6 protein-coding genes and 1 tRNA gene are annotated in these 12,825 nt (G+C 71.3%); 2 read left to right on the forward strand and 5 right to left on the reverse strand.

All coding sequences use genetic code 11. The features are described from left to right. Nucleotides 1-94: 94 nt before the first annotated feature. The 4 genes from recQ to ABD832_RS33690 form a co-directional block, all read right to left on the reverse strand. Nucleotides 95-2,041, reverse strand: a complete 1,947-nt coding sequence (gene recQ, locus ABD832_RS33675; RefSeq protein ID WP_344903716.1) for a DNA helicase RecQ — start codon at nucleotides 2,039-2,041, stop codon at nucleotides 95-97. Between the two features lie 300 nt (nucleotides 2,042-2,341). Then, complete coding sequence (locus tag ABD832_RS33680) at nucleotides 2,342-5,938, reverse strand: galactose-binding domain-containing protein (protein WP_344903719.1); 3,597 nt, start codon at nucleotides 5,936-5,938, stop codon at nucleotides 2,342-2,344. 531 nt (nucleotides 5,939-6,469) lie between these two features. Then, nucleotides 6,470-9,373, reverse strand: a complete 2,904-nt coding sequence (locus ABD832_RS33685) for a helix-turn-helix transcriptional regulator (protein ID WP_344903722.1) — start codon at nucleotides 9,371-9,373, stop codon at nucleotides 6,470-6,472. 217 nt (nucleotides 9,374-9,590) lie between these two features. Then, nucleotides 9,591-9,662: transfer RNA gene (locus tag ABD832_RS33690), tRNA-Val, on the reverse strand. A 460-nt stretch (nucleotides 9,663-10,122) separates the two neighbouring features. Here ABD832_RS33690 and ABD832_RS33695 point away from each other — a divergent pair. Next, the gene (locus ABD832_RS33695) at nucleotides 10,123-10,539 is read left to right on the forward strand and encodes an SsgA family sporulation/cell division regulator (RefSeq protein ID WP_344903725.1); all 417 of its coding nucleotides are present in this window, start codon (nucleotides 10,123-10,125) and stop codon (nucleotides 10,537-10,539) included. Nucleotides 10,540-10,693: 154 nt separating this feature from the next. On the opposite strand, the gene ABD832_RS33700 is transcribed toward ABD832_RS33695, so the two are convergent. Continuing rightward, entirely contained in the window at nucleotides 10,694-11,344 is a 651-nt protein-coding gene (locus ABD832_RS33700; RefSeq protein WP_344903728.1) for a DUF305 domain-containing protein, read from the reverse strand. 70 nt (nucleotides 11,345-11,414) lie between these two features. Between ABD832_RS33700 and ABD832_RS33705 the strand changes: the two genes are divergently transcribed. Then, on the forward strand, nucleotides 11,415-12,818 hold the full coding sequence (locus tag ABD832_RS33705; protein ID WP_344903731.1) for an LVIVD repeat-containing protein: 1,404 nt from the start codon (nucleotides 11,415-11,417) through the stop codon (nucleotides 12,816-12,818). Nucleotides 12,819-12,825: the final 7 nt, after the last annotated feature.

A 12,825-nucleotide genomic window follows, 5' to 3' on the forward strand; every position in this document is an offset into this window, starting at 1 on the left:
GTCAACGAGAGAAGCCCGGAGGCCGACGTCCGCCTCCAGGCTTCCACCTGCGCACCGCTTCGGGCCTCCAGACCCGGATTGCCCCGATTCTACCTCAGGGGAACACCGGCGGATCGTCGTCGTACTCCTGGGGCTCCCGGTCGGGACCGGCCCACGGGGCGTCCGGGTCCGGATCGTCGGCGGCGGCTTCCCGGCGCGAACCGGCGAGGGTCTCCAGCACCTGGTCACCGTACTTGGCGAGCTTGTTCTCGCCGACCCCGCTCACCGTGCCGAGCTCCTGCAGGGAGGCGGGGAAACGGGTGGCGATCTCGCGCAGGGTCGCGTCGTGGAAGATCACGTACGCGGGCACGCCCTGTTCCTTGGCGGTGGCGGCCCGCCAGGAGCGGAGCAGCTCGAACACGCCGGTCGCCTCCTCGGGCATCTCGACCGGGTCGGCCTTGCGGCCGGTGGCGGTCTTCGCGGCCCTGGAGGCGCGCGCCGGTCGTTCCGGCTCGCGCCGCAGCGGGACCTGGCGCCGGCGGCCCAGCACCTCGGCGCTCGCCTCGGTCAGCACCAGGGTGCCGTAGTCGCCCTCGACGGTCAGCAGCCCCTGGGCCAGCAGCTGGCGCACCACGCCGCGCCATTCGGCCTCGCTCAGCTCCGTGCCGATGCCGAACACGGTCAGGGCGTCGTGGTCGTGCTGGATGACCTTGGCCGTCTTCTTCCCCAGCAGGATGTCGATGATCTGGCCCGCGCCGAACTTCTGGCGGCGCTCGCGCATGAGGCGGAACACCGTCGACAGGACCTTCTGCGCGGCGACCGTGCCGTCCCAGGCCTCGGGCGGCGACAGGCAGGTGTCGCAGTTGCCGCAGGCGGTGCCCTCCTGGCCGAAGTAGGCGAGCAGCCGTGCGCGGCGGCACTCGACCGCCTCGCAGAGCGCGAGCATGGCGTCCAGGTGGGTGCCCAGGCGGCGGCGGTGGACGTCGTCGCCCTCGGAGGTGTCGATCATCTTGCGCTGCTGCACGACGTCCTGCAGGCCGTAGGCGAGCCAGGCGGTGGAGGGCAGGCCGTCGCGCCCGGCGCGGCCGGTCTCCTGGTAGTAGCCCTCGATGGACTTGGGCAGGTCCAGGTGGGCGACGAACCGCACGTCGGGTTTGTCGATGCCCATGCCGAACGCGATGGTGGCGACCATCACGAGACCGTCCTCGCGCAGGAACCGCGCCTGGTTGGCCGCCCGGGTGCGGGAGTCGAGCCCCGCGTGGTACGGCAGCGCCGGGATGCCGTTCGCCACCAGGAACTCCGCGATCTTCTCGACCGAGTTGCGGGACAGGCAGTAGACGATGCCCGCGTCCCCGGGGTGCTCGGCGCGCAGCAGTTCCAGAAGCTGCCGCTTGGGCTCGTTCTTGGGCACGATGCGGTACTGGATGTTGGGGCGGTCGAAGCTGGCCACGAAGTGCCGGGCCCGCTCCAGGTTGAGCCGGGAGGCGATCTCGGCGTGGGTGGCTTTGGTGGCGGTCGCGGTCAGCGCGATGCGCGGCACGTCGGGCCAGCGCTCGTGCAGCGCGGACAGCGCCAGGTAGTCCGGCCTGAAGTCGTGCCCCCACTGGGCCACGCAGTGCGCCTCGTCGATGGCGAACAGCGAGATCACCCCGCTGTCCAGCAGCCGCAGCGTCGCGTCGACCCTCAGTCGCTCCGGCGCCAGGTAGAGCAGGTCCAGCTCACCGGAGAGGAAGGCCGACTCCACCCGGCGGCGCTCGTCGAAGTCCTGGGTGGAGTTGAGGAAACCGGCCCGTACGCCGAGCGTGGTGAGGGCGTCCACCTGGTCCTGCATGAGCGCGATGAGCGGCGAGATCACCACCCCGGTGCCCTTACGGACCAGCGCGGGGATCTGGTAGCACAGCGACTTGCCGCCACCGGTCGGCATGAGCACCAGGGCGTCGCCACCGGCCACCACGTGGTCGATGATCTCCTGCTGCCCGGCCCGGAACGAGTCGTAGCCGAAGACGCGCTGCAGGACCCTCGACGCGTCGCTCACCTCGGGGCCGTTCTCGGGGGAGATCATCGGATCAGTGTACGAGGGATGCTCCCCCGGATGACGGGGAACCCGGGGCCGACCGGCCGCGAAGTCCGGGAACGGCCGCGACCGACCGGGGCCCGTCGGGATCCGTCGGGGTCCGTCGGGGTCGCGGAAGGCGCGACCCGGGCGTGCACCGCGGGACACGGAACGACGGGACACCGGACGCGGCCGGGCGGGGACGCAGGACACCGCCGGGAGGCGGGGCCTCCCGGCGGTGCCGGGTCGTCACGGGTCCCGCGGTCGCCCGCGGGTCACCGGCCGTCGGTGATCACCCGTGGACGGTGATCACGGGTTGACGTTGATCGTGAAGGTGGACGTGGTGTTCTTGATGTTCTGGACGTTGTTGCTCATCTGGAGGTTGTTGAAGGTCGCCGAGCCGACCGCCGGCCCCTGGTTGGGCTCGGGCATCTCGTTGGCCCAGATGGCCCAGCCGGACTTGGCGTCGAAGGCGTCGCCGCTCTTGCGGGCGCCGGTGATCGTGACGTTGGTGAAGATCGTGTCCTTGACCGGGTTCTGCGGCTGGCCCCCGACGTAGTTCGTCTGGAACATGATGCCGCCGTAGGTCGGGTCCACGATGTCCACGTTGCTGACGCGGATGCCCTGGAAGACCTTGGAGGCGGAGAACACCCAGATCGCGGGGAAGACCTGCTGGCCCCAGAAGTGGCCACCGGCGCGGACGATCGAGATGTTCTCGAACCGGGTCGGCGGGCTGGCGCCGAAGCCGTTCATCGCGTAGCCGAAGTCCAGCGAGCTGATCGTGATGCCCGAGTAGACCAGCGTGTCGGCGATGTAGATGTTGCGGAAGACGTTGTCGTACCCGCCGTAGACCGCGATGCCCGCGGCCCGCCAGGTCAGGATGGAGGTCAGGTTCTCGTAGACGTTGCCCTTCATGTCGGCCCCGCCGGCGTCGATGGCCGAGAACAGCGCGAAGCTGTCGTCACCGGTCGCCCGGGCCTCGTTGTTGCTGACCAGGTTGTTGGTGCTGCCGTTGGTCATGTTGATGCCGTCGGCGAACATGTTGCGGATCCGGGAGTTCTTGATCGTCACCCGGTCGGTGTTGGCGCCCCAGTAGAGGCAGACCATGTGCTCGTTCCAGATGTTGTCGATCACCACGTCGGCGACGCCTGCGAAGTCGAACACCTTGCCGGGGCCGTCGATGCGCGAGGTGTAGTTGCCGAAGTAGGCGAAGTTCGCGAACGACGAGCCGTTCGCGGATCCCTCGGCGCGGAACCCGATGTCGGTGTTGTCCTGGCTGGCGGGAGCGCGGAACTGGGTGTACCAGGGGCCCGCGCCGACCACCTTGACCGCCTTGCCGTAGACCTGGAACTTGCTCGCGGTCTGGTAGGTGCCCGCCGGCAGGTAGACGCCGACCAGCGTGCCGGTGGTGTCCATCCGCACCTTGTCCAGCGCGTTCTGCACGTCCTGGTGGGTGAACCCGGCCGGGACGGTGTACCTGGCGGGGTCGGGGTTGGCGACCGGCGCGACCTGCTCGGTGTTGATGAAGTCGATCGCGTACGTGGTGGTGTTGGCGGGGTCCTTCTGCAGCCTGATCCTGCTGCCGGCCGGGACGGTGGTCCCGAGCATGAGGCTCGCCTCGTCGTAGATGTGACGCGGCCCGCCGGAGCCGGGCGAGTTGCCGGGGGACGCCTCGGCGCCGTACAGCCAGGCGTACCTGGACGTCAGGTTGATCGCCTTGAGGAAGGTGTTGTCGACGTAGACGTTCAGCGTGGAGTCGATGCCGCCGCCGCCCGGGGCGTCGGGGATGGAGAAGCGGGTGACCAGGGTGTTGGTGCTGGCCTTGGTGGTGAACTCGACGTAGCTGCCGGTGGTGTTCAGCGTCACGGCCCTGCGGCCCGACGCCTCGCCGGCCACGTCGCCGATGGTGCGGTTCGGGCCGACCACGGCCGCCCCGCCGCCGACCACGGCGTCCTCGGCCTCCAGCATGTCGTACGGCATGTTGGCGCCGCGGCCGACGAAGAACGGCCGGGTGGAGGTGTTGTTGGCGCGCTTGACCGGAAGCTCGTTGGCGTCGTCGGCCAGGACCGTCCTGACCGTGTACCTGCCGTTGCCGGCCGTCCAGGTGCCCAGGGTGACCGTGGCCGCGGTGGCGCCAGCGGCGATCACGCCGGTGTGGGAGCCGGTCAGCGTCCGCACGACCGTGCCGGACTCGTTGAGCACGGTCAGCGTGATGCCGTGAGCGCCGCCCGCCGAGGCCGCGGTGCCCTGGTTCTTGATCGCCACGGAGAAGGTGACGACGTTGCCCGCCGACGGGTTGCCCGGGGTCCAGGTCGTCGTCGCCACCAGGTCGGCGGTGTCGACGGGCCTGACGACGAGCGGGGAGGAGGCCGAGAAGGTGTTGTTGGACTCGTTCTGCTCGTTGACGCTCCCGCCCTCGTCGACCTTGGCGCTCAGCGGGTAGCTGCCCGCGTCCCGGGGACCGGCGCTCGCCGAGACGGTGACCGACGCCCCCGCGGCCAGCGCGCCGACCGCGGCGGTGCCGACCTTCGTGGTGCCGAGGTAGAAGTTGACGTTCGTCGCGCCGGATGCGGCGGTGCCGCCGTTCCTGACCGTCGCCGAGAGCGTGACGGAGTCGGTCTCGACCGGGCTCGCCGGGGACGCGGTCAGGCCGGTGATCGTCAGGTCCGGGTTCGGCGCCGGGGTGCCGAGGACCTGGAACTCCGCGACCTGCCCGGACGGGGCGCCGGAGTTGGAGGTGATCTTCAGCTGGACGTCGGCGGCGGTGCCGGAGACCGGGATCGTCACGGTGTTGGCCGTGGCCGGGTTGAAGGTGTACTGCGCCGCCGGTGACAGGGTGGTGTACCCGCTCGTGCCCTGCCCGCGGCCCAGGACCTCGATGGTCTGGGTACGGGTGGCCCAGGCGCTGTCGGGGTTGAGCTTCACCACGACCGAGCCGAGGGTGGCGTTCGACCCCAGGTTCACCGTGAGGGTGGCCGGGTACGCGCTGCCCTCCCAGTAGGTGGCGGTGCTGTTGTCGTTGGCGTTGGCGGCCACGAAGGTGAAGATCGAGGAGGAGGCGCTGATCGGCTTGCCCAGGGCGAGGTTGGTGCCGCCCGGCGTGGAGCCGTTGCGGGTCACGGTGTTGCTGTCGCCCGACCGGTTGCCCGCGGCGTCCCTGGCCCTGACGCGGTAGGACACGGTCGCGGTGTCGGGCTGGCTGTCGGTGTAGGTCAGCACGTTGCCCGCCACGCTGGCGCGCAGGACGTTGTTGGCGTACACCTCGTAGCCGGTCACGCCGACGGCGTCGGTGGAGGCGTTCCAGGTCAGCCTGATCTGCCCGGCGGCGGGCTGGGTGTAGGCCAGGTTCCCCGGCGCGGTCGGCGGCGTGGTGTCATCGCCGGTGCCCTCGGGACCGTAGATCTCGAACTCCGAGAGCTGCCCGGCGGGCCAGCCGGTGTTGGCGGTGATGTTCAGCCGCACGTACCGGGTGCCGGCCGCGGTGAAGTCGATCGTCACCGTGTTGCCGGTCGCCGGGTTGAAGGTGCGGCCCGCGGAGGCGGCGAGGGTGGAGAAGGACGAGCCGTTCGTGCTGCCCTGCACCGACAGGGTCTGGGTCCTGGTGGCCCAGTCCGTCGCCGGAGGCAGCTTCAGCACGACCCTGTTCACGGTGGCCGTGGCCCCGAGGTCCACCTGGACCCACTGCGGGAAGGCGTTGTTGGGGCTCTCCCAGTAGGTGGAGGCGTTTGTGTCGTTGACGTTGCCGGCCACGTACGGGGCGTTGGAGCCGGAGGCCGAGGCCGCCTTGCCCGCCGCCAGGTTGGGGGCGGCCGCCGCCGTGGCCGGTGTGACCGCACCGGCCAGGGCGAGCAGGCTGGTGGCGGCCATCGCCGCCACCAGCCTCAGCGCCAGGTACTGCTTTCTCATTGTTCCTCTATCTCTCGTCTGGAACGACGGGGACGGGGAGAGGCTGGGGGGTGCTGGTCGCCGTGTACGCCGGGATGCCTGCGGGGGACGGTCGGCGGGACGAGCGGTGCGCAGCGCAACGCTGGCAGAAGTTGCGAAGTCAGGAGAAAATTTAACAGTCATTTGCAATATTTTTGCATTGCGCTGGCCAAATGTTACATACGTGCTACGGGCACGTCAACGGGTCGAGACGGGCCGCTTACCGGATGTCGAAGGGCCCGCGGAAAGGGTCCCCGGAGGGCTTCGTGAAGCCGCCGGTGGACGCGAGGATCCCGCTCTTTCCGGGCCTGCCGGGCCGTCCGGGAGAGCCGCCCGAAAGGGTCGGGCACCGGGAACGGCCGGTCACGGACAGGTGCGGGCATGGGGCGGGCACGGGCGTACAACGGCACGGACGGGCACGGCGGACCCGTGGAGATCATCGACCGGATAAGGGGATGAAAGATCCTCGCAGCAACGCGCGATCCGGCGAACGACAGCCGGAAAAGCGGGCCCCTACCGCTGGACCAGCTGCAGCCGGTGCGCGGTGGCCGCCGCCTCCCCGCGCGAGGCGACGCCCAGCTTGGCGAGGATGTTCGAGACGTGCACGCTGACGGTCTTCACCGAGATGAACAGCTCACCGGCTATCTCCCGGTTGCTGCGCCCGGCCACCACCAGGGCCAGCACCTCGCGCTCGCGCGCGGTGAGCCCGAACCCCGCCATCCGGGGGGACGGGACCGCGGGGGGCGTCCGGGCCGGCTCCGCCCCCTCGGCGATCGCGATCCGTGCCCGTCCGGCCAGGGCCTCGATCCCGGCGGCCAGCGGTGCCGCCCCCAGCCCGGCCGCGAGCCCGGCCGCCTTCGACAGGTCACCGGCCGCCGCCTCGCGCTCCCCCGACGCGATCGCGGCCTCGGCGGCACCGAGCAGGGCACGGGCCTCGGCATAGGGCTGGCGCAGCCCGGCCCAGGCCGAGGCCACCGCCCGCCACCGCCCGTGGTCGTCCGTGCCGTCGAGCCGGCCCACCTCGGCGGCGAAGGTGAGGCCGTGCGCCCGCTGGAGGTCCCCCTCCGCGGCGAGCTTCTCCGCCAGCCTCCGCAGCCGGTCCACGGGAGCCCCCGGCACCCGGACGGCGGTCAGCAGCAGGGGCCAGGCGTAGCGGGGCGAGTCGGTCAGGTCGCGCTGGTCCAGGATCCGCTCGACGAGCGCGCACGCCTCGTCGAACCGGCCGTGGGCGGCCAGCGACCCGATCTCCCTGCGCAGCGTGGGCAGGACCGCCTGGTCCTTGTGCGCCCCCTGGTGGAACACCGCCCGCGAGGCCGCGAGGAGCACCCCGGCCCGGTCCAGGTCACCGCGGGCCAGTGCGACGTCGACGGCCAGCCCCTGCAGGCTCGCGCGGAACGGCGCGGGCGGGGAGACCTCCAGGGCGTGCTCGATCACCTCCAGCGCCTCGTCCCAGCGCCCCAGCGAGACCAGGGGCTCGGCCAGGTTGATCGCCAGGAAGGCACCCGAGGTGCGGGCCAGGCCGTACGCCTCGGCGTCCGCGACGCCCCGGCGGGCGACCTCGGCGGCCCGCTCGTGCCAGCCGGCCCCCTCGAAGGCGTCGGACTCGGAGATGACGGCCCGCATCAGCGCGCCGTAGGTGCTGGCCCGCCCGGCGACCTCGCGTGCCCGCGCGAAGGCGTCGAGCCGGCCCTCCATGTCCGCGTAGTGACACCCGCCACAGGTGAGGGTGATGAGCGCGTGGGCCTCGGTGTCGGCGTCGCCCACCTGGCGGGCGATGCGTATCGCCTCCTCGGCCAGGGCCTCCCTCTCCTGCGAGTTCCCGGAGTGGTGGAGCACCCGCGCCAGCTTCTCCACGACCTGGGCGCGCAGGCCCGTCGGCGGTTCGGCCGGGACCAGCGCGACGGCGGTCCGCAGGTCCTCGACGGAACCGGGCCGGCCGAGGTCGTACCTGACCAGGCCGCGCTGCCGCAGCAGCCGGGCCGCACGGATCGGGTCGGCCTCGATGTCGATCTCGCGCAGCGCCGCCTTGGCCAGGGAGAGGCCCCGCTCGAACTCCCCCGCCAGGTGGGCCACGGTGGCGGCCTGCCGGAGCACCTCGACATGGTCGGTCCCGATCCGCCCGGCGGCGTCGGGCACCGTCTCCCACAGCTCCAGCACCCGGTCCAGCATCCTGAGCTGCTCGTCGTAGGCGGCCGCCCTCCTGGCCGCGGCGGCCGCGCGCCAGGCGCTCATCAGTGCCCACAGGTGGTCGCGCGCGGCGTACCAGTGGTGGGCCAGCTCGACGGCCCCGCGCGGGGCCGGCAGCAGGCCGGGGTCGCGCTCCAGCGCCTCGGCGAAACGGGTGTGCAGCCGGATCCGCTCGCCGGGCAGCAGGTCGTGGTGGACGGCCTCGCGGATCAGCGCGTGCCGGAACGCGTACGTCTCGCCGTCCACGACCAGGACGTTGCCCGCCACCGCGGGGCGCAGCAGGCCGGAGAGCTCGGCCTCGCCCGCGCCGGCGACCGCCGCCAGCATCGCGTGCTCGACCCTCGCCCCGCCCGCGGCGGCCAGCCTCAGCAGCTCCTGGGTCTCCTCGGGAAGGCGCTCGACGCTGGCCAGCAGCAGGTCACGCAGGGATTCGGGCAGCGCCTCGCTCCCGTCACCGCTGAGCAGCGCCTCGACGAAGAGCGGGTTGCCCTCGCTGCGCGCGTAGACCAGGTCCATGTCGGTCTCGGGGACGGCACCCGGCCCGGTGCCCAGGATGCTCGCGGCCTGCTCGTCCACCTCCCGCCGGCTCAGCCTGCCCAGCTCCAGGCGGCCGACCCCGTCGACCCGGCCCAGCTCGGCCAGCAGCGGGCGCAGCGGGTGGGTGCGGTGGATCTCGTCGATCCGGTACGTGACCAGGGTCAGCAGCCGGGTGTCGGCACGCCGGTAGCGGACCAGGAACGACAGCAGGTCACGGGTGGAGCGGTCGGCCCAGTGGGCGTCCTCGACGACCAGCACCGTCGGCCGGAGCTCGGCGAGCCCCTCCAGCAGCCCCAGGACCTGCTCGAAGAGCCGGGCCCGTGCCTCGGCGCCCTCCCTGTCGGGCTCGCCGAACTCCGGCAGCAGCCGGGCCAGCTCCCGGGTCGTGCCGCCCGGCAGCAGGGCGGCGACCCCGTCGTGCCCCAGGTCGCGGGCGAGCGTGCGGAGCACCGCGGTGAAGGGGGCGAAGGGCAGGCCGTCGGTGCCGAGCTCCAGGCACCCGCCGATGAGGACCAAGGCGTCGCCCGCGCGCCGGGCGAACTCGCGGACGAGGCGGGTCTTGCCCACCCCGGCCTCGCCGCCCACGAACACCGTGGAGGCCGATCCGGCGCGCGCCCCGCCGAGCGCGCGCTCCAGGGCGGCCAGCTCGGCCGCGCGCCCGATGAACCGGGGACTGACGGTGTGGGCTCTCACGCCCCCAGGATGCCACCGCCCACCGACATCCACGCGCTCGGCGACCGCCCGCCTTTACGAAGTAGATCAGGAATCCGGGGCACGCCCCCGCTCCGGGCACGTACGGGACCGGGCGGGATCATGACGCGATCATGCGAGCGGGGCCGGACGGCCCCGGGAACGTCGAAGGCCCCCCGGCGGACTCCGCCGGGGGGCCTTGACCTGCGCCTTGCTACTGTGGGCGATACTGGGATCGAACCAGTGACCTCTTCGGTGTGAACGAAGCGCTCTCCCGCTGAGCTAATCGCCCGCCCTGTGCGGCGCCTCACGGTGCCGACGTGGAAAACCATACAGCAATCCGGGACCGCTCGCGAAGCGGTGACGGCCTATAAAAGATCTTGAGAACGACACGGCCGGGAGGCAAAGGTCCGAGGATGCATCCGGCGGAGGGCTACGGTGTCATAGCATCGTCCTGATCCGCAGAAGCACCGAACGACCCAGGCTCGACCCGAATCACCCGAGACGCCCCGCCGGGGAGTCGACGGTGACCAAAACGATACGCAAAACCCTTGCAAATACGGCCCTGTTGGTGATGTTTAGCCAGGTAGATGCCCAAATGTCTCGCTGTGATCTGTGTTACAGAAGGGCGTGGAGGCGGAATCTTTCCTACAGGTTCCTTCGTTCCGCGTGAGAGCTCACGCGGAACGAAGCCGTTCAGAGCAGTGAAAGCCCCGCAGAGGGGACCGACGACGAAAAAGGTTTGGCTGACGATGAACAGCGCCACCGTCTCTGCCGAGCTAGGCCTTCGGCTTGTGGTCCCCGACCGTACCACCGTCCCTCTTCTCGCCGGCCTGGGCTACACGGCCGGCGACCCGTACGCGATCCGCATGGCCTTCCATGTCGGGAACGACGAGCCGGTCGAGTGGATCTTCGCTCGCGAGCTGCTGACGGTCGGCATCGTGCGGCGGGTGGGCGACGGGGACGTCCAGGTGTGGCCCGCCCGCGCCGAGGGCGAGCGCACCCTGCACATCAGCCTCACCTCACCGTTCGGCCAGGCCCTGTTCGAGGTGCCGCTGGCCCCGCTCACGGAGTTCCTGCACCGGACGTACGAGCTGGTCCCGGCCGGTCGCGAGACCGACTTCATGGATCTGGACGCCGAGCTGAGCAACATGCTCTGGAGCTCCTGACCCACCGCGTCCGCTGCGTTCGCCATGTCCGCTTCGTCCGTCGTGTCCGCCGGTTGGGCGGACCCGCGGCGATCCCCGTCCCGGCATCGGCCGTGCCGGCCGGTGTGCGCGGGGCCGTCACGGGACCGTCACGGTCCTGCGCGCCGCGCCCGCCTCAGGCCGGGGACGCGAGCAGCCGCCGCATCCTGGCGATCTCGATGGCCTGACCCGAGACGACGTCCTTGGCGGTGGCCAGCATGGCCCGGTCGGTGCCCTCGCGGAGCTGGCGCCCGGCCATCGTGACCGCGGCCTCGTGATGGGCGATCATGAGGGTGAGGAAGAGCGTGTCGAAGTCCGCTCCCCTGGCCGTCCGCAGCCGGTTCATCTGCTCCAGCGTGACGACGTCGTCGTGACCCCCCTGCCCCGCGTGCCCGTCCCCCTGGCCGTCCGGGGACCGTCCGGCCGCCCTGAGCCACGACGTCATGGCGGCGATCTCCGGACGCTGCGCGGCGGTGATCCGCTCGGCGAGCCCGCGCAGGACGGGTGAGGACGACCGGGACGGCACCAGATCGGCCATCTCCAGCGCCTGCCGGTGGTGCGGGATCATGTCCTCGGCGAACCTCACGTCGGCCGCGGTGACCCGCGCCTCGGACTCGCCGAGGTTCTCGCCCGGTGAGGCCGTGCGCCCGGCCTCACCCGGCCCTCCCGGAATGATCACGGGCGCGCCGCCGTCGGCGACGAGCGGCGCCGGGCGCTCCGGCTGGGTCCCCGCGCAGCCGCCGACCGCCGATATCGCCATGATCACCGCGATAACCTGACCCGGCATACGCATCTTCCACATACCTTCAATAATGGGGCAAGTGGAACAACGTAATGGGGGCACCGTGCGACCGACCGTGGCATTCGGACTGGCAGCGCTACTTCTGGTGGCCGGATGCGGGGCGGATCCGGTCTCCTCGGCTCCATCGGCCGCGGCGGGCTCGTCCGCCCCGGCCGCTCCCGCGCAGAGCCCGAGCCCGGCCGGGGAGTCCTCCAGGACCCCCGCCCCGGGCATCTCCGGTGACGGCGTCCACAGCGGCAACGTCACCCACCTGGCCAACGTCCCGCTCGGCGCGCCGCTCAACGGGCCGCAGGCGTGGGGCACCGACCTGGCCTTCCAGGGGGACTACGCGTTCGTCGGCAACTTCGACGGTTTCAGCATCTTCGACATCTCCGACCCGGCCCAGCCCTCACCGGCCAGCCAGGTGCTCTGCCCCGGCGAGCAGAACGACATCTCGGTGAGCGGGGACCTGCTGTTCCTGTCGATCGACTCCGCCCGGAACGGTCCCGAGTGCGAGGCCCAGCGCGGCGAGCCCGAGTCCGACGGCTGGGAGGGCATCCGGATCTTCGACATCAAGGACAAGGCCCACCCGAAGTTCGTCTCGGCGGTGCGTACCGACTGCGGCTCGCACACCCACACCCTCGTCCCGGGCGAGAAGGCCGACCGGCTCTACCTCTACATCTCCTCCCCCGGGCCCGAGCCCACGTCGTCGACCTGCCCGGCCCCGCACAACAAGATCTCCGTGGTCGAGGTGCCGGTCGAGACCCCGGAGAAGGCCAAGGTGGTCTCCACCCCGGCGCTCTCCGACACGGCGGGGCAGGGCGGCATCGGCGGCTGCCACGACATCACGGCCTACCCGGAGAAGAACCTGGCCGCGGCCGCCTGCTTCGGCGACGGGATCCTGCTGGACATCACCGACCGGGTCAACCCCACGGTGCTCCAGCACGTGAAGGACGAGGAGAACTTCGCCATCTGGCACTCGGCGACGTTCAACAACGACGCCACCAAGGTCGTCTTCGGTGACGAGCTGGGCGGTGGCGTGGCCGCCACCTGTGACGCCAACACCCCGAAGACCAAGGGCGCCAACGCCGTGTACGACCTCACCTCCGAGCGCAGGCTGGAGCTCCGCGGCTACTTCAAGATCCCGAGGGAGCAGACGGCCGAGGAGAACTGCGTCGCGCACAACGGCTCGCTGCTGCCGGTACCGGGCAAGGACATCATGGTGCAGGCCTGGTACCAGGGCGGGGTGTCCGTCTGGGACTTCACCGACTCGACCGCCCCCAAGGAGATCGGCTTCTTCGAGCGGGGCCCCGTCCAGGGGGTCGGCGGTTCGTGGTCGGCGTACTACTACAACGGCCACATCTACTCCAGTGACATCACCAGGGGCCTGGACGTGCTCCGCATCGACGACCCGCTGACCGACCCGGCGTCCAAGGTCAGGATCAAGGAGCTGAACGCGCAGACCCAGGTGTCCTACTAGGGTCCGT

It is taken from the genome of Streptosporangium longisporum (genome assembly GCF_039534895.1).
Classification (GTDB): domain Bacteria; phylum Actinomycetota; class Actinomycetes; order Streptosporangiales; family Streptosporangiaceae; genus Streptosporangium; species Streptosporangium longisporum.